We start from the raw sequence: 18,960 nt of genomic DNA, 5'->3' as shown, positions 1-18,960 counted from the left end.
AAATAACCTTTATGCGGTATCTATTTGCTTTGGTTGTGGGCCTTTTGGTGTTGGGAAGAGTGAATGCGCAGGCGCCTGCTTTTGATTCGGGGCATGTCGTTGCTGAAGGTGCGATGAGTCCGACGCTGGTGTCACACCAGTTTGCTTTTACAGAAGGTGCGTCGGTAGACCGGGCGGGGAATATTTTTTTTACCGATCAGCCGAATAACAAGATATGGGAGTATACCCTGGCTGGAAAGCTTGTCATTTTTATGGATAGTGCAGGCAGATCGAACGGGATGTATTTCGATCGTGACGGCCGGCTGGTGACCTGTGCGGATGAAAATGAGCAGCTGTGGTCGATCGGTAAGGATAAAAAGGTGAAAGTGCTGTTGCGGGATCTCGGCGGGCATCGGCTTAATGGGCCGAACGACCTGTGGATCGATGCCCGGAGAGGTATCTATTTTACTGACCCGTATTACCAACGGCCTTACTGGACGCGGACGCATTCCGATCTGGATGGGGAAAAAGTATACTATCTGCCGCATGGCGCGAAGCAGCCTGTGGTGGCGGCAGCCGATATCCGCAAGCCTAACGGGATCGTGGGTACGCCGGATGGACGGTTGCTTTATGTGGCAGACATCGGGGATTGGAAGACGTATGTGTATACTATAGGTCCGGACGGGCAGTTGTCGGATCGGCGACTGTTCTGTTCACAAGGCTCCGATGGCATGACGCTGGACGCGCGTGGGAATGTCTACCTGACGGGAGACGGGGTGACGGTATATGACCCGCAGGGAAAGAAGATCGCGCATATTGCCGTTCCGGAGAAGTGGACAGCGAACCTCTGCTTTGGCGGGAAGGACAGGAAGACGCTTTTTATCACTGCATCGGAGGGAGTTTATGTATTGAGGATGGAGGTTAAGGGAGTGGAGTAGACGATTTTTGGAGACGGATGAGGATCAGTTTAGACACGGGGGTATTGCTTTTTTGCGCAACGCTGTCGATGGGGACGAGGACATTCGTCTCGGGGTAGTAGGTGGCGGCGCATTGCCTTGGGATGGGATAGGGGATGACGACAAAGCGATGAGCGATGCGACGCGTGCCGCCATAATCATTATAAATATCTACGATGTCACGGGGCTGAAGACCCTGTTGGTGCATATCTTCCTGGTTGAGGAAGATGACGCGCCGTTCGTTGAAGACGCCACGATAACGATCGTCGAGCCCATAGATGGTAGTATTGAACTGATCGTGACTGCGAATGGTCATCATCATGAGCTGTCCCGGTTCGAGAGCGATGGTTGCGGGTGATGCGATGTTGAACTGTGCTTTTCCGTCCGGAGTATTGAATTTCCCTTCACGGGGTGCGTTGGGCAGGTAAAAGCCACCTGGTTCACGTACCCGCTTATTGTAATGGTCGAAGCCCGGGATGGTGCTTTCGATTGCATCACGGATAAAGTCATAGTCCTGCAGGTAGGCATCCCAGTTGACCTTGGTCGCCCCTGGCCTTGCCTTTAGTGTGGCTTTGGCCAGATGGCAGACGATGGCGGGTTCGCTGAGCAAGTGAGATGAAACGGGCTGCAACACGCCTTTGGAGGACTGGACGACACCCATCGAATTTTCGCAGGAGACAAATTGTTCGCGGTCGCCGGTGAAGTCGCGATCGCTGCGGGCCAGGCAGGGAAGGATGAGGGCCTCTTCGCCGTGTACGAGGTGACTGCGATTGAGCTTTGTCGACACCTGTACGGTAAGGCGACAGCGGCGAAGGGCTTCCGCGGTGTACTCCGTGTCGGGAGTGGCGGAGAGGAAATTGCCGCCCATAGCAAAGAAGACGGAGGCCCTGCCTTCGTACATGGCGCGGATGGCGCTCACAACGTCATACCCATGTTTGCGCGGTGGCTGGAAGCCGAATACTTTTTCAATGGAGTCCAGGAATTTCGGAGTGGGTTTTTCCCAGATGCCCATCGTTCTATCTCCCTGGACATTGCTATGGCCGCGCACGGGGCAGGTGCCGGCGCCGGGTTTGCCGATGCTGCCTTTCAGCAGCAGGAGATTGGCGATCTCCTTTATCGAATCCACGGCATTGGTATGTTGGGTGAGGCCCATGGCCCAGCAGAAGATGATCTTCTTTTTATCTTTTATGATGTTGGCGGCTTTGCCGATATCGGCGATGGGGATGCCGCAGGCTTCCGATAGATCGGGTAGCGATACCTGTTGCAGGTGTTGGAGGAAGGCTTCGTAGCCGGTGGTGCGCTGATGGATGAAATCCATGTCGAAGACCGTCCCGGGGGCTTTTTCCTCTTCCAGCCAGAGTAATAATTCGATGGCCTGTAGCAGGGCCATATCCCCGTTGAGCTTTATCGGCAGGTAGAGGTCGGTGAGTGGAGTGGCAAGGCCGAGGATACCTTTTACCTGTTGCGGATTGTTGAAAGCCATCAGTCCCGTCTCCGGCAGTGGGTTTACGGAGATGATGGTGGCGCCGTTGTGCTTTGCCTTTTGCAGGGCGGTGAGCATGCGTGGCGCGTTGGTACCAGGGTTCTGGCCCATGATGATGATCACCTCCGCCTGGTAAAGGTCGTCGAGGGTAACGGACCCTTTGCCGAGGCCCAGGGATTCACCGAGGGCTACGCCGCTGGATTCGTGGCACATATTGGAGCAGTCGGGGAGATTATTGGTGCCGTATTCGCGGGCAAAAAGCTGATAGAGGAAGGCAGCCTCGTTGCTGGTGCGGCCAGAAGTGTAGAAGACGGCTTCATCCGGCGAAGAAAGTGCGTTGAGGTGGCGAGCAATGAGGCTGAAGGCCTCGTCCCAGGAAATGGGTTGATAGTGGGTTGCGTCTTTGGGCAAATACATTGGCTGCGCGATGCGGCCTTGGCTGCCCAGGTGGTAGTCTGTCAGGCTGGCAAGCTCTGTGACGGAATGCTTTTGGAAGAATTCGGGGATTAGCTTTTTTGTCGTTGCTTCTTCGGCTATGGCCTTGGCTCCATTCTCGCAGTATTCGGCGAAGCCCGACCGTTCGTCGTCGGGGTCCGGCCAGGCGCAGCTGGGGCAGTCGTAGCCGCCTTTCTGGTTGACATGAGCAAGAGCTTTGAGGCCGCGGGTGAGACCGGCTTCGCCGATGGCATGGCGGAAGCTGGATACGATGGCAGGGAGTCCGACGGCTTTATGGCGGATGCTGCCGGTGTGAAGACCGGTGAGGTCGTCCGGGTTCTCGGCAGATGGGTGGCCGTTGGGGTGCCCATCGGGTTTGATATCGATGTCAGGGTGTTTTGTTTTGCTCATGGTTGTACGTTTTAGAAACGAATGCGGTGGCCGCCGCAATAGATGTTGAATCGCTGTTGCCGCAAAAAGCCAACCAGGGTGATGCCGGACTCTTCGGCATACCGAACGGCCAGGCTCGAGGGCGGACCTACAGCTGCTACTATTCTTATGCCAGCCATGGCTGCTTTTTGGATCAGTTCGAAGCAGGCGCGGCCGCTGAGCAGGAGGATGGTTTTTGACATCGGCAGCCAATGCTGTTGCAGGGCGTGACCGATCACCTTATCGAGGGCGTTGTGGCGGCCGATGTCTTCGCGGAGGGCGATGAGATGACCCTGCCGGTCGAACAGCCCTGCGGCATGGAGGCCCCCGGTGATCTCGAAGAGGTCTTGTCCTTCGCGCAAGAGGGCGGGAAGGTCGTATAGGATGCTTGCGGGAATAGATAGATCGTCGGGCGTGTTGGGTATTCCGGGGATGTTGAGGGCTTCCAGGGATGTCTTACCGCAGACGCCGCAGCTCGAGCTGGTGTAGGAATGGCGAGCCGATTTGCTGAGATCGGGATTGATAGATGCGGGCAGGGAAACGGTGATCGTGTTTCCGTTGGGGCCGGAGGTTGTGGTGACGGTTGTTCTTGCCGGGATGGCGCCGGATGACGTGGATGCGGCTGTTGTTGCGGGGAGGATGCCTTCGGTGAAGAGAAAACCCAAGGCCAGCTCTTCGTCATGGCCGGGGGTACGCATCGTGATGGAGATGTCCTGTTCGAGTCGCGCGGCGATCGGACCAAATTGCAGCCGGATGGCCAATGGCTCCTCGATGACGACGGGGTCGATTGCCTCCAGGAAGCTGTCTGGTGCTATCTTTCGCACGGGGAGCCGGGTGATGCCGGATAACAATGTTGAACTATCGGATGAGTCTGGCATATCCAAAATTACGTTAAATTAGGGGATGGATAAACTGTCAATGAGAGAAGGCGGACGAAGGATGGGTTACCGCCGTTGTTTATTATTCACCTTATTTTCCGGACTTGTTTTACCGATGATCGTTTCTGCACAAGGACTCTCCGCAGAGGAGCGGCAGCGTTGTGAAAAGGAAGCGCAGCAGGTGACGATCGTTCGCGACAATTGGGGCATACCGCATATCTATGGCAAGACGGATGCCGATGCCGTTTTCGGCCTGCTCTATGCCGAATGCCAGGAAGATTTCAGCCGGGTAGAGAAGAACTACCTGGAGATGCTGGGCCGGCAGGCAGAGGCCTACGGGGAGAACTACCTCTATACAGACGTTATGATGCGGCTTATCTATGACAGTGTGCAGGCGATGGCAGATTATGAAAAGAGCCCGGCCTGGATGCATCGATTATTGGATGCCTTTGCTGATGGCGTCAATTACTATCTGTATAAACATCCGGAGGTGAAGCCATTGTTGCTAAAGCGCTTCGAGCCCTGGTATGCCCTGATGTTTACCGATGGGAGCGTATCTGCTACCAGTACGGGTGGAGTGAGACTGGATGAGATCCGCAATTTTTATAGCCAATCACCCGCTTTAGGAATGGGTCATCCGCGCAGGGCGCATGAGGTATCGGCGGTAGAACAGATGGTTTTGATGGATAGAGGCATCGCGCCTCCTTCGAAGGGCGGGGATGGGGTGAATGATGATGGCGGAGGCGGACCGCAGGACTGGCCGAAGGATGAAGACGAACAAGGTTCCAACGGATTTGCCCTCGCTGGTTTCCGGACTGCTTCGGAAGCGACCGAACTCTATATCAATCCCCATGTTCCTTTTTATTTCCGGATGGAATGCCAGGTAGCGAGTGAAGAAGGATTGAATGCCTATGGAGCGGTGACCTGGGGGCAGTTCTTTGTCTATCAGGGCTTCAATGCTCATTGCGGCTGGATGCATACCTCCAGTTTTGCGGATGTGGCCGATGTCTATGCGGAAAAAGTAAAGCAGGATGGTACAGGCTGGGTCTACGAATATGAAGGACAGACCAGACCGGTGACGGCAAAGCCTTTTACGATCTATTATAAAAAGAACGATGAGCTGCAGGTCTTGCAGCTGACGGGTTATTATACCCATCACGGTCCGGTGATGGCCGGCCGTGACGGCAGGTGGCTTAGTCTGCGGGAATATAACCGGAGTCTCGATGCATTGGAGGAAGCCTGGCTGATCACCAAGGCCAATACGTTGGAGCAGTATAGGACGGCCATGAACATCCGGGCCAATACGACAAACAACACTGTCTATGCAGACGATGGGGGTAATATCGCCTACTGGCATGGGAATTTTATGCCTCGGCGGGACAGCTCCTACGACTGGACTCAACCGGTAGATGGCAGCATTGCCGCAACGGAATGGAAAGGCGTTCATGAGCTGGATGAGCTGGTGCATGTTTATAATCCCGCCACCGGGTGGATAGAGAACTGTAATTCCACACCCTATTCCGTCTCCGGCAACAGCAGCCCCGAGCGGAAGAAGTATCCTGCTTATATGGCGCCCGATGGCGAGAATTTCCGGGCGTTGAATGCAATGCAGTTGCTCAGCGGCGCCAATGATTTTACGTTGGACAGCCTCACCGCCAAAGGGTATGATCATTATCTGACGGCATTTGACGTGATGCTCCCACCCTTGTTCGACGCGTATGCTTCTGCTGCCGACAGTGTGCGTAAGGTTTTGCAGGAACCCATCGCCATCCTGCAAAAATGGGATCGCCGGTCGGCCATTCGGTCGGTTGCAACCACTCTTGCAGTGGAATGGGGTACCCGGATGGTCCAGTATGCGCCCCTGCCAAAGAGTCCGGAGGAAGCATCGCACCAGGTGGACAATATCAGGATGGAAATGGCGAGCAGTACACCGGAGCAAAAGTTGACGGAGTTGAGGGCTGCTATCAGCGATCTGCGGCAGCGTTATGGCAGCTGGAAGGTAGAATGGGGAGAAATTTGTCGTTATCAGCGGCTGACGGGGAAGATCGTCGAGACTTATGATGACAGGAAACCGAGCCTTGCAGTGGGGCTTGTTTCTTCGGCGTTTGGCGAGCTGCCTTCTTTTGTGAGCCGGGTGATGCCGAATACGAGGAAACGTTATGGCGTCTCGGGGAATAGTTTTATTGCCGCGGTGGAGTTTGGAAAGAAGTTAAAGGCCAGGACCATTGTCACCGGTGGGGAGGGCAGTGATCCGGCGTCGGCGCATTTCACCGATCAGGCGGCGATGTATCTGAGCGGGCGGTTTAAAGACGTGCTGTTCTATCCAGAGGATGTGATGCAGCATGTTGAGAAGAAGTATCATCCGGGGGAGGAATAGTTTTTTTCGAAAATTATTTTGCCAATTATTTTGGGTTTAATACTAATTTTATTAGTATATTGCTGTCCTAAATATCTTACCTATGGGACAGACATTTTTACCGAACAAGCAGTATAAAGATTGGATCGTTGAATTAAAGGGGAGGATTCAGACGGCGCAGATAAAGGCGGCCGTTACGGTTAACCGGCAATTGTTGGAGTTATATTGGGAATTGGGCCGGGAGATTTGCGAGAAGCAGGATAGAGCAAAATGGGGGGATGGGTTGATCGGGCAGGTAGCGAAAGATTTGACGGCGGCGTTTCCGGGGATGAAAGGGTTTTCGAGAGCTAACTTATTCTATATCAAGAAGTGGTATCAATTCTACCGGAATGAGGAAATTGTCCAACAAGCTGTTGGATTATTTGGGATGAGGCAACAAAAGGATGGATTGGGAAAAGTGCAACAAGTTGTTGCACGAATTCCGTGGGGACATAATGTGATAATCATTTCAAAATGCAAGAATCTTCATGAAGCTCTGTTTTACGTGCAAAAGACTATTGAAAATAACTGGTCGCGGGCTGTGTTGGTGATGCAGATAGAAAGTAAGTTTTATGAGCGCAGCGGCAAGATCATCAACAATTTTGATAAGGCCTTGGCTGCGCCGCAGGCGGACCTGGCCAGGGAGACGCTGAAGAATCCTTATAGTTTTGACTTTTTGTCCATTGGCGACAAGGCGAAAGAAAGGGATTTGGAGCTAGCCTTGGCCGGACATATTCAGCATTTTCTTTTGGAATTAGGACAGGGGTTTGCTTTTTTGGGGAGGCAGTTTCCGCTTGAAGTGGGTGGGGAACATTTTTATCTGGACCTACTATTTTACCACACGCGTTTGCGTTGCTATGTTGTCGTGGAATTGAAAGCAACCGCCTTTGAGCCGGGCCATGCGGGGCAGTTGAATTTCTATTTAAATGTTGTCAATGCGCAGTTGAAGCATGAACAGGATCAGCAAAGTATTGGCATCTTGTTGTGTAAAACGCCGAATAAGGTGATCGTGGAGTATGCCTTAAAGGATATTTTGAATCCGCTAGGGGTTGCAGAGTATCGGATCTCGGATTCCATTCCAGAGAATCTGAGAGGAGACTTGCCGTCGATAGAGGAATTGGAAAGGGAGCTTGGCGCAGGGGAGAATGGGTATGTGAATAAATAAAGTGAGTGAGGTAACTTTTATTTAATGGATGTGAACGGGTAAATGAAGGAACTTTATTAAAACACATCGTATGAAATCACAATCACATCAACAGCCGGCTGGTTCTTCTGCCGGCAACACCGGATCACATGTTCTTTTACCAGGAAGCCGCCGGGAGATGCGGCCCGGGGCGCAGGTTTTGGGGGTTGCGGATCCCGATGAATGGTTGGAGTTAACTATTAAGTTGAGGAGGAAGAAACCCTTACCCGAGCCGGGTGCTGCAGGGGCAACGGCTTCCGGGGCGAAGCAGGCAGCACCGCTTACCCGCGCTGAACTGGAGGCGCAGTATGGCGCTGATCCTGCGGATATGGAGAAAGTGAGTACGGTGCTCACGGGACTCGGATTGAAGATATTGAAAGAAGATGCGATGACCTGTACCATCCGCGCCGGCGGGAGAGCGGCGGTGGTAGAATCGATCTTCCAGGTGCGGCTGTTTCACTATTCCCATCCAAAGGGAAATTACCGGGGCAGAAAGGGAGACCTGCATGTGCCGGCTGAGCTGGCGGGCATCATCGTAGCGGTGTTTGGCCTGGATAACCGGAAGCTGGTGAAAAGGCGGCCGTTGCGAAGGCGTGTCAGTTCGTTGGAACAGGCGCAGCGGGCAGCGGCGAGCCGGAGCTGGTTTTACCCGGCCGAACTGGCGACGGCATACTCCTTTCCGCCCGGCGATGGCCAGGGGCAGACGGTGGGGCTATTGGAGTTCGGAGGTGGCTTTTTTCCGGATGACCTGGCTACCTTCTGTCAGAATGCTAAAGTTGATGTGCCTACGGTCAAACCGATATCTGTCAACAACACGCCTACCAACCAGCGCGATGGTGCGGAAGGCGAGGTTATGCTGGATGTGGAAGTGGTGGCGGGTGTCTGCCCGAAGGCCACGATCGTGGTTTATTTTTCCACTTTCGATGAGGGCGGCTGGGTCACTGCTATCGACACGGCGGTGCACGATCAACAGAACCCACTGAATGTACTTTCTATCAGTTGGGGTTATGCGGAAGATGCGACGGGCGCCTGGTCGCCTGCGGCGCTCGATGCCGTCAACGATTCGCTGAAGGCGGCAGCGCTGATGGGAGTGACGATATGTGTTGCGGCCGGGGATGACGGGTCGGATGATGAAGTAGGTGACGGACATGCGCATGTGGATTTCCCGTCCTCCAGCCCTTATGTGCTGGCAGTGGGTGGTACGACATTAAAGCGGTCAGGTTCAGGGTCTACCACGGAGACTGCCTGGAAAGATGGCGACGGTTTGCGAAAAGATAATGGCGGTAGCACCGGCGGCGGAGTGAGTACGTATTTCGCCCGGCCTTCCTGGCAGACGGTGAATATCGACTCGGTGAACCCTGGATCGATCGTAGGCCGGGTGGTACCAGATGTGTCTGCGGATGCCAGCGCCAACACGGGTTATTGGACGGTAGTAGATGGACAGGGTGGGGCGACAGGTGGCACCAGTGCTGCGGCGCCTTTATGGGCTTCGCTGATAGCGCGGCTTAACGCCGTCCTTGGCAAGCCCGTTGGCTATCTGAGTCCGCTCTTGTACCAGGCGGGAGCAAATGGACAGCCGCTGGGCGAATCCGCCTGCCGGGATATCACTTCTGGAAATAATGATACGGCGTCGATAGGTGGCTATTCGGCCGGACCGGGATATGACGCGGTGACGGGATGGGGGTCGCCGATCGGTACAGCGTTGATGAATGGATTGAAATGAGGCAATGGCGTGGGGTGAAAGGGGCCTTAGAATTTCCTCCGCGTCACGTTAAATCCCACGCGGAAAAGAAATCCGCTGACGGCCACGTTACTTCCGCTGTAGATGTCGGTTAGGCTTCGCTGGTAAGAGATGTCGAGGTTCAGGTTGGCCAGATAGAAACAAAAGCCGCCGATGAAACCTGCATAAGCCTTTTCCAGAGCGGGGTCGGTGATCACGGTTTCCGTGCCCCCGGAATTGTGGAAGCCTTTGGCCATATAGCAGAGTTGGGGTCCGACATAGACGAAGATCGCATTCGTATAAGGTATCCCGCCCGGGGTCCATCCGCCAGGCGTAGTGGTCGTGTTACTGATGATATGATAGTAGTACCCGTGATCGTATACATAGGTGCTGGTGTTGGAAGTAGGGGCATAATACGCGGGCCGTGTAACCTTGTTCTTGAAGGATATACAATATTCGAATAACAAAGGGACGTTGACATAATTGAGCGTGAGGGACTCATAGCTGTCCGTCGATGCTGCATTGTTGTTGGTGGTGAAATAATCCCATACGAGTTTGGTCTTGATGCCTATGTTGGGACCCACCTGCCCGGGTTTATCCTTTTTGTGCAGCCATTCCAGGTAGAAGTCACCCGAATAGGCCGCCTGGACCGACAGTTTAGAATGCAACATGGGGTTGCCTACAGCCGATAGGGGCGTTACTCCGGTGCCTCCCCACCATGCTCCGACGTCTATACCTGAATTGAATCGCCAATGCTGGGGGGTGACCTGGACGCGATCGGTATGTTGAGCGTCGACACGTACGGAAAGATGCAGGGCCAGTAAGAGGCATACCGGCAGGGCTGGTGGTAGGGGTATTAATTTCATAAAGTAATCCAATCGGCGGATAGGTAAATATATCCCGCAGATGGACTGCATGAAATACCAAATCCCCGGTATTTTTCTCTACCGGAGATTTGGTAGATGACGATACTACTATTGCAGGCAATTGGCGGTCACGTTGGTAGCCTTGCCAAAGAGGGTATTGGTCACTTTGCTAAGATTGGTCTGCGAAGTAGTGCTGACATTGTAGACCATGACGGCGGCATAGCCGTTGTTCTTTACGAATTTGGCGGCAGTGGCCTCATCCGTTCCGCCAATATCTATCCCAATGCCCAATTTGCTTTTTGCCATACCGGCGCTGACATAGGGCTGCAGCCGGCCGGAGTAGTTGGTGTTGCCATAGCTCATTTCCCAACCATAGTCGAGAATATCGCCGGCTTTTTTGCCATTATAGGTGGCGCTGAAATACTGGGTGTCGTTGAAAAGCGCCTTGGTGATGTACTTGCTGGTGCCCAGTTCGGCGCGAAGGGCGGATAAGGCAATGACAAGAGAGCTGGTGTTTGTCGTGCAAGTGGAGTATTCGTCATCGATGTCGATGCCGTCGAGTCCATATTGGGTAACGGCTTTTGCGCATTGAACGGCGAAACTGTCGGCCTGGGCATAGGTGGTGAAGCAGCCCCAGCCCGCATTCTCATGATTGCCGAGTACGGTCAGGAGCACTTTGATACCGAGGGACTTCAGGTAGGCGATATTGCCCGAATTGAGGGTGCTTTGCACCTGGGGGTTGAAATACAACACGGCATTCCCGTTGGCATCGGCGTTGATGTTGGCGGCGAAGATGACGGCAAAGCCAAAGACCTGTTTGGCCGGGCTGCCATAGGTGAAGCAACCCGGATTGTGGAAGCTGTTGGAGTTGACTTCCACATAGGCGGTGGTGAAAGGAGTGGTCAGAGCGGTTGCCAGGAGACTTGCGGTTGTTTTGACCGGCGTGGTGCTCAAGGCCTGTGACGTGGTGCTCTTGTTGTCATACTTGGTACAGGTAATGGACAGTAAAGACAGGATAAGTGCAATGGAAAAGGTCTGCTTTTTCATATAGAAGGTTTTAGTTGTGGAAGGTAAGCAATTTGTGGATCCGGGGGCGCGGCGTTGGGGAGAGACACCTACGGGTCAAGGGGATCATAGGGGTCCATATGCAGGGATTCCATTACGGGATAGAAAGAAATATCGTGGATGGACAGTTGCTGTTTATCCCGGTAGGGCAGATAACCGAGTTCGTGGAGATTGCGCCGGTCGAAGCCATCCGAGGCGGCCATGGTCAACTGCGACCGGGTTGTAATGAAGACAGAGGGTTTTGTGATCGGGATGCCATAACGAATGATGAGGCGATCGGCATTGCGGATGTTGGTGGTGGTATGGCGGGCATGGGGATCGATGATGATCGCCTGGGCGGGAATGCCAAAACGTTCGATGAGGAATTTTTTCATTTCTATGGCTTCACAATAAGGTCCGCGGAAGGGATAGCAGTAGCCGCCGCTGACGATGATGAAGGGAGCCCAGCCTTCTTTGTAACGCATGGCTGCGATGGAGCAATGCATTTTGTTGATAGGACTTATCGGGGTGGTGGTCAATTCCGGTCCCTGGCCGGGGATGACGATGGTAGCGTATTTGTATCTGGACCAGTCGGTGTGTGGGATCTCGCGGCAGGCGGCCTGGTTCTCTCCTTTCTCCATGGGTTCGAAGCGGGCCGGCTCATCCCGGTCGTTGAGGTCCATCAACTGCAGGGCGATGGCCAGGGAGGGATGATAGAAGACGGACATGCTGACGGTGGCTTCGCTGAGATAAGCGAACATATCCTTTAATGCGGTGCGATAATAGCGACCGTTGACGTCGTAGCTTGCCGAGTCGATGCGGGGATAGCGTAATTTTTTCCCCAGGCCGAACTGGTCGATGATGTAATTGATACCCGTTACGGTCTGTCCCCAGGCGTGCAGGAGCAGGTCTTCATTGGAAAGGGGCACGAAGCGCTGGTAATAGCCGGAGGGGCGAAGGTGGTGGTCGATGAGCTGATCAAAAGCGGCCTTGTTATTTTGATAGAGTGTATGCAGGGCGCTCGCGACATCGCCGGAGTCGGTCGTTGTGAAGCGGAAGTCGGTGACGAGAGATGCGGCCCAGGTGCAGGTGTCAGCGACGTGTGCTTTTAGCAGATCGAGGCGGCGAAGAAAAATGGATTTCAGGGTCGCATCACCTGCCAGGAGGTTTTGAACAGCAGGTGTTTGGTCTATGACGGTGAGCAGGTAAAAGTTCTTGTCTCCTACGAGGTTAGTAGAATGAAGGAAGTGGTATTCTTTCTGGTAGCCCGAGCCGGGTTGGGCGTAGAGGCCTGATGTTATGATGTAAGCCAACAGGAGGGCCAGGAAGTCTTTCATAATTTTTTAGTGATTTTTTTAGTAGTCTGCGAAAGAGAAAAAAGAACTACCCGGATGGGAGGAATTAATAATTATTTTATCATTCCCTAATCCAATCATAATACTTCAAAACCAGGGGGCGAATGAAAATGGGCAATCTTTGCAAAACTTATGAGACCTTTACTTCTTCTGCTGCTCTCCGGGCTTTTTATGGAGCCCGTTGCTTTTGACCCGGGCAGACCGGAGATGCAATTATCCCATTCGTTTACGATCGATTCCCTGGGCTCCTGTCAAGGTATCTCCTGGCTGAAGGGTAAGGCTTATTTATATGGGGACAGGGAGGTGGGTATGATCCGCCAATTCACATTACAGGGCGATTCCCTTTTTTATACTGGTGAGGAGTATCGACTCACTCTTCATGATACCGATGTCATCAACCATCCCACCGGGCTTGCCGTCCATGGGAAGGACCCGGTCTTTATGGGTAACAGCGTCCTGCTCGACAGAGCAACCAACAAATGGAAGGCTATCATCTATTGTATCGATTGGCCCGGGTTGCAGCGGACGAGGACCCTGGATGGCGGTAACCTGATGAATGTGATAGAAGATGATGCCTGTATCCAGGGCACCCGGCCAGAATATGTAGAATACCATCACAAATGGTATGTGGCTACGGCGGACTATGGCAACCGGGCAAATGAAGTGCGGTTGTATGATCCTGCCATTTTGCAGCATGCCAAAAAGACCACTGATAAGGGAGTGTTGTATAAGAAGTTCTCCTGTGGCCCCTGGGTGCAGAACATGCAGTGGATTGCGGAGAAAGGGCTGTTGTTGCTGATCCAGAACCAGGTGGAAGGGCGCAAGTGGCGATTCACGTATGTCGACCTGGACAAATCCCTGGAATCGGGCAAGGCGGAAGTGGTGAAGATGGCAGACAATATCGACCGGGCGGATGAGCTGGAAGGTTTTTCCTTTCTATCCACCCTTTCAAAAGGAGTAGCAGTGACATCTTCCCGGAAGGGGAATGTCAATTTTATAGATATAAACTGGTAAGGCGACATGCAATCCGAGCGGCGCAGTGATAAAGACCTTTGGCGGCTTATTTCGCAGGAGGACGACCGACCTGCATTTGAGCAATTGTACAGGCGTACCCTGCATGCTCTGTTGGGAGCGATCTATAAGTGGACGGATGATGCGGGGGAAGCGGAGGACATCCTGCAGGAAGTCTTTCTCGATCTCTGGGAGAAACGGGCAAAGATCAAGATCAAGAACGAAGTTTTTTCCTACCTATATAGTATGGCCCGCTATAAGATCTTCGACCGGCTGCGGGCAAAACAGCTGACGGAAAAGCAGCTGAGGGCATGGACCCTGGTGATGCAGGAAGAGGCCGTGGCTACGACGGCTTTTGTTGAGGAAGAACTGGCGAACCGGGAGGCGCTGGTATCTTCCGAGCTGGAGCAGTTGCCTGCGCAGATGAGGCGCGTCTATTTACTTAGCGCGGAGCAGGGTAAGAGTATCCGGGAGATCTCGGAAGAATTGTTAGTGAGTCCCTATACGGTGAAGAATCATTTACAAAAAATACGCAAGAGACTTCGGAATGCCGCAGTGCGGTTGTCGGTTTTATTTCTCTAATGTTACGCGAGTATTAATTCCTTCTTCGCAAGTAGTCCTTTCTTTTTATTCTTCAGACTTAGATGCGTATGCATCAAGATCAAATCAAGGAGTTGCTGGAACGGTATATCAAAGGGGAGTGTACGGATGAAGAGGCTGCCCTGCTGGAAAAATGGTATGACCGGATTGCCATGGAAAAAGGAACGACACGGTTGCTGCCGGAGGCCGAGGAAAACCGGCTGGTTCGGGAGTTGTGGGAGCGTATCGGGTCGAAAGAGGAGCCAGGCGCCGGGCAGGGACCGGAGAACCGGCTTCTTCATCTTCGTCGCCGGCGGGCGCTGCGGTTTGTAGCTGTCTGGGCCGGGATGATCATGGTCACCGGTGGTGTCTGGATGCAATGGAACAGGAGGGGGAATCGGCCGGCGTCGCGAAAGGCGATGGAGTATACGACGATCGTTACCGGTTATCAGCAGGTGCGCAAGGTGTTGCTGCCGGATAGTTCGATCGTATGGCTCAACTCTGCTACCCATCTATCTTTCCCGGCGGATTTTTTGACGCACCGGGAGGTGCGGCTGAGCGGAGAAGCTTTCTTCGAAGTGGCGTCCGAGGCGGAGCACCCTTTCGTTGTGCTGGCAGGGAATTCTTCTACAAGGGTGTTGGGTACTGCCTTTAATGTATCTGCCTATCCCGAGGCCGGAGAGCTGCGCATTTCGTTGAAGAGCGGAAAAATAGCGATCGCATATGGGGCTGCGGAGCAGAAAACGCTGCTGCCGGGGCAACTGATGATCTATGATAAGAAGTCGAGAAATGGGGAAGTGTTGCAGCAGGCGCCGGGAGAGATGGATGTGTGGACGGCGGGCCGGATGCTGTTCTATAAGACGCCGATGAAGGAGGCGCTGGCTCAGATCGAAGCACGGTATGGGGTGCATATCATATATGATCGGACTATAAAGGACCGGACCATTACGGCCAGGTTCGAAAATACTGCGCTGGAGAAAGTGCTTCAGTCCTTGTCTTTTGGTTGGGATATGCATTTCACCCGGACAAGCGATACCATACATGTCAGATAATTCCAAACAATCAATTAATTCTTAAGGTATGATAAGAAAATTTCAACACGGCTTTATGGTGTGTGGGTTTTTACTGTTGTTCCTCGGCATGGGGCAAAGGGTAATAGCTCAAAACATCCGGCTAGATCTTAGACAAACGGATCTGGCAAAGGTGGTGGCGGCCTTGCAACAACAGGTGCCTTCGATGAATTTCAGTTACAGTCAGGAAATGTTGGAAAAGGTGAAGTTGGACAGGGTGCAGTTCAAGGCCAGCCGGCTGGAGGACGCATTGCAGGTGCTGCAGAAGAAGTATGGACTGCATTACCTGATGGATGGCAATACGGTGACGTTGAAATATGTTCCCCTGGCTCCGCCGGTGGAGGCGCCGATGACTGAGGCCCGGAAGATCGAGGGTACGGTGGCTGACGAAAATGGCCAACCGGTGAAGGGCGCCACGGTGCAGGTGAGGGGAGCGGGGGCTGCAACAGCTACCAACGAGGAGGGGCATTATATGATAATGGCTAATCCGGGGGCGCACCTGGTGGTAACTTCCGTAGGGTTTGCCCGGCAGGATGTGCCAGTGAGAGGCAACGGCCCCCTGGATGTACGCTTGCATCAGGGTACGGATGCCCTCAACGAGGTTGTCTTCATCGGTTACCAAAAGATGCGTAAGAGTGATTTCACCGGGGCTGTCGCCAGCGTAAAGGCAGCTGAGCTGAATGTCTCTGCGCCTAATGTCGGTCAGTCGCTGGTGGGCAAAGTAGCGGGGGTGGTTGTTTCGCAGACGGACGGGTCGCCTTATGCCAGTCCTAAGATAAGGGTGCGTGGTGTCGGCTCGCTGAATGCCAGCACAGATCCGCTGTATGTCATCGACGGATATCCCGCCGGCAACGACCTTTATATCAATCCCAATGATATCGAGTCCATCGATATCCTTAAGGATGCAGCCAGCGCTGCCATCTATGGCAGCCGGGCTTCCGGTGGTGTGGTGATGATCACCACCAAGCGTGGCCGAGCCGGCAAAAGCAAACTGGAATACGATTACCAGTATGGTATCGACCAGTTGGCGCATAAGGTGAAATTGCTCAACGGCGACCAATTTGCACAACTGGTCATCGACGGACGCAATGATAGCTATAAAGACCTGGTACAGAACCAGGGGCTTATATGGAATGACAATATGTATCTCGATAACAATGCTACACGGGTGGGCAGGGTCGGCAACGGCTCGAGCATCAGCATTCCTACAGAGCTGTATGATTTTACCACCGGTAAGGAGATACCCCAGAAATACAATACTGACTGGCAGAATGAGCTATACCGGAATGCTGCTTTTCTCCGGCATAACCTTGCTTTCTCCGGCGGCAACCAGAGCGTGCGCTATATGATCAGCGGCGACTACCAAAGCCAGGATGGGATCATGCTGAATACCGGTCAGACGCGAGTGAATTTCCGGGCCAATGTCGATGGCGATGTCAACGACAAGGTGAAAGTAGGCGCCAGCATCGCCTATACGGGTATCACCAATCATGAGACCCAGGAGGGCCGTTGGGATCATAGCCCTGCTTTTGGAGCGTTGATCTATATGCCCGTGTTCCCGGCCTATAACCCGAACGGCACCATTGCGCAATTTCTTGCCGATGCCGAGTCGGCCCAATACGGGTATCAGTCCATCGAGAATCCTATCGCCACGGCTGAGTTTACGCAGATAAAGCGTCAAGGCAACCGGGCTACTTACAATGCTTTTGCGTCTTATGAGCTGATCCCCCATTTAGTCTTCAAGGCCAACCTGGGTTTGCAGACCTATGGGGAAACGTATGACTATTACCTGCCTTCTTCTTTGAGCAACGGGACCAATCCGCCCTTTTCGGCTCAGTCTATCGCGGCGGCCAACGCCACAGAGCAAACGACCAATTTCAAGGATGAGCTGGGAGAATTTACGCTCACCTATGACAAGAAATTCGGTGAACACAGCATCAATATCCTGGGTGGATATACGGCCCAGTGGACGAGCAACGATATATTTGCCGTCAACATAAAGGGGTTCTCTAACGACCTGATCCCCAATATTACAGCGGGTAACCCTACGCTGGCTTCGTTTGGTGGCACTTCGACGGCCACGTGGACGCTGAATTCTTATTTAGGCAGGGCCCAGTACAACTATGGCGGCAAATATTATCTTGCCGGTTCGCTACGGACAGATGGCTCTTCACGGTTTGGGGAGAAGAACAAATGGGCTGTTTATCCCTCCGTGAGCGGTGGCTGGAATATTTCCAAGGAGTCCTTCTACAAAGGGTGGCTGGCGGATAATACATCCATGCGTCTCCGGGCAAGCTGGGGGTTGAGCGGCAACAACAATATCGGGAACTATAATACTGTGCAAACGTTCAATTCCCCCGTCCTTACGACTTTTGGTGGTGGGACGACACAGGCTTACCAGGAAGGAAATGTTGTGGACCCCAACCTGGAATGGGAGTCTACCTCGCAGTACAATGTGGGTGTCGACGTAGGCTTCTTCCACGACCGCATCTCCCTTATCGCCAACTACTATGACAGCCGTACTTACAACCTGCTGATCAATAATAATATCTCTGCTGTCTCGGGTAATCCCACCATCCTCACCAATCTGCGGAATTCGCGGATCATGAACCGGGGTTTCGATTTCCAGGTGGACGCGAAGGTGGTTCAGCGCGGCGGATTCAACTTCAATGTGAGCGGGAATATCAGCATCAACCGGAACAAGGTACTCAACCTGGGCGGGGCCAGTACGATTATCAGTAACGGGGCCGAGCGGCAGTATATCACGCATATCACGGAAGCCGGGCAGCCCATCGGGATGTTCTATGGTTATAAGGTGGCCGGTATGGTTCGGGCCAAGGATACGGCCAATATCAATATCGACAATCAATACTACAACGCTGCAACCCAGTCCTTCCCCAAGGGGTATGTGCTGAAAGGCCCGCCCCGGTCGACCGCACAGACCAACCCGCTGCGTCCGGGCGACCTGTATTTCCAGGATGTCAACGGGGATGGTGTGGTGAACAGCAAAGACCTCAGTATTATCGGCACACCCTATCCGAAATTTACGTATGGCTTCAATCTGTCGGCCAGCTATCGCGCCGTCGATCTGAGTGCTTCTTTTGCAGGTTCTTATGGCAACCAGGTCTTGGACGGACAGGACTATTATCTCTACAACATGGAGGGATCGGGCAACCAGTATGTACAGGTGGCCAACCGCTACCGGAGCGAATCGCAACCCGGAGATGGCCATGTCTATCGGGCGTCGCGGGCAGGCACACAGAGCAACAGCACCCGGCTTTCCTCCTTCTATTTGCAGGATGGCAGCTTCTTTCGGTGTACGAATATCGCGCTGGGATACAACCTGCCGGATATAACGGTATTACACAAGGCGGGCGTCAGCGCGATCCGGGTCTATTGGACGGTGAATAATGCGTTTACGATCACCAAATACAAGGGGTATAATCCGGAAGTCGACTATAACTATAGCATCAACAACGCCGCGGCCAACCTGACCCCCGGTGTCGACTACGGGATCTATCCCCTGGTGAGGAGCTATAACATGGGTGTACACGTAACATTCTGATGAACCAGTATT

The 18,960-nt window shown here is 53.3% G+C and carries 13 protein-coding genes; 8 read left to right on the top strand and 5 right to left on the bottom strand.

Annotated features, from left to right (window positions below; all coding sequences use genetic code 11):
• Positions 1–11 precede the first annotated feature (11 nt).
• Complete coding sequence (locus IEY39_RS23315) at positions 12–917, top strand: SMP-30/gluconolactonase/LRE family protein (protein WP_188936255.1); 906 nt, start codon at positions 12–14, stop codon at positions 915–917.
• Here the strand turns inward: IEY39_RS23315 and IEY39_RS23310 are convergent.
• Both IEY39_RS23310 and fdhD read right to left on the bottom strand, forming a co-directional pair.
• Positions 901–3,264, bottom strand: a complete 2,364-nt coding sequence (locus IEY39_RS23310) for an FdhF/YdeP family oxidoreductase (RefSeq protein ID WP_188936253.1) — start codon at positions 3,262–3,264, stop codon at positions 901–903. The two genes, IEY39_RS23315 and IEY39_RS23310, sit on opposite strands and share 17 nt — an antisense overlap.
• 11 nt (positions 3,265–3,275) lie before the next feature.
• Positions 3,276–4,160, bottom strand: coding sequence for a formate dehydrogenase accessory sulfurtransferase FdhD (gene fdhD / locus IEY39_RS23305; RefSeq protein ID WP_188936251.1), 885 nt, complete (start codon positions 4,158–4,160; stop codon positions 3,276–3,278).
• Positions 4,161–4,185: 25 nt separating this feature from the next.
• Here fdhD and IEY39_RS23300 point away from each other — a divergent pair, with 25 nt between their 5' ends.
• From IEY39_RS23300 to IEY39_RS23290, 3 genes are all read left to right on the top strand, one after another.
• Positions 4,186–6,537: a penicillin acylase family protein gene (locus tag IEY39_RS23300; RefSeq protein WP_188936249.1), complete on the top strand. Its 2,352-nt coding sequence runs from the start codon at positions 4,186–4,188 to the stop codon at positions 6,535–6,537.
• An 82-nt stretch (positions 6,538–6,619) separates the two neighbouring features.
• Positions 6,620–7,720 (top strand): PDDEXK nuclease domain-containing protein, encoded by a 1,101-nt coding sequence (locus tag IEY39_RS23295; RefSeq protein WP_188936247.1) that lies wholly within the window; start codon positions 6,620–6,622, stop codon positions 7,718–7,720.
• A 70-nt stretch (positions 7,721–7,790) separates the two neighbouring features.
• Entirely contained in the window at positions 7,791–9,461 is a 1,671-nt protein-coding gene (locus tag IEY39_RS23290; RefSeq protein WP_188936240.1) for a S53 family peptidase, read from the top strand.
• A 26-nt stretch (positions 9,462–9,487) separates the two neighbouring features.
• Here the strand turns inward: IEY39_RS23290 and IEY39_RS23285 are convergent, their stop codons facing one another.
• The 3 genes from IEY39_RS23285 to IEY39_RS23275 form a co-directional block, all read right to left on the bottom strand.
• Entirely contained in the window at positions 9,488–10,324 is an 837-nt protein-coding gene (locus IEY39_RS23285) for a hypothetical protein (RefSeq protein WP_188936238.1), read from the bottom strand.
• A gap of 108 nt (positions 10,325–10,432) precedes the next feature.
• Positions 10,433–11,371 (bottom strand): glycosyl hydrolase family 18 protein, encoded by a 939-nt coding sequence (locus IEY39_RS23280; RefSeq protein WP_188936236.1) that lies wholly within the window; start codon positions 11,369–11,371, stop codon positions 10,433–10,435.
• Positions 11,372–11,439: 68 nt separating this feature from the next.
• Positions 11,440–12,705: a YdcF family protein gene (locus tag IEY39_RS23275; protein WP_188936234.1), complete on the bottom strand. Its 1,266-nt coding sequence runs from the start codon at positions 12,703–12,705 to the stop codon at positions 11,440–11,442.
• A gap of 150 nt (positions 12,706–12,855) precedes the next feature.
• On the opposite strand from IEY39_RS23275, the gene IEY39_RS23270 reads away from it, so the two are divergent.
• The 4 genes from IEY39_RS23270 to IEY39_RS23255 all read left to right on the top strand — a co-directional run bounded on the left by IEY39_RS23270 (position 12,856) and on the right by IEY39_RS23255 (position 18,948).
• Positions 12,856–13,737 (top strand): hypothetical protein, encoded by an 882-nt coding sequence (locus IEY39_RS23270; protein ID WP_188936232.1) that lies wholly within the window; start codon positions 12,856–12,858, stop codon positions 13,735–13,737.
• 6 nt (positions 13,738–13,743) lie between these two features.
• Complete coding sequence (locus IEY39_RS23265; protein ID WP_188936231.1) at positions 13,744–14,316, top strand: RNA polymerase sigma factor; 573 nt, start codon at positions 13,744–13,746, stop codon at positions 14,314–14,316.
• 68 nt (positions 14,317–14,384) lie between these two features.
• Positions 14,385–15,365, top strand: coding sequence for a FecR family protein (locus tag IEY39_RS23260; RefSeq protein ID WP_188936229.1), 981 nt, complete (start codon positions 14,385–14,387; stop codon positions 15,363–15,365).
• 28 nt (positions 15,366–15,393) lie between these two features.
• Complete coding sequence (locus tag IEY39_RS23255) at positions 15,394–18,948, top strand: SusC/RagA family TonB-linked outer membrane protein (RefSeq protein ID WP_229689052.1); 3,555 nt, start codon at positions 15,394–15,396, stop codon at positions 18,946–18,948.
• Positions 18,949–18,960 lie beyond the last annotated feature (12 nt).

The organism is Puia dinghuensis, from assembly GCF_014642875.1.
Classification (GTDB): domain Bacteria; phylum Bacteroidota; class Bacteroidia; order Chitinophagales; family Chitinophagaceae; genus Puia; species Puia dinghuensis.
This window is presented reverse-complemented; position numbering and strand designations above follow the sequence as displayed.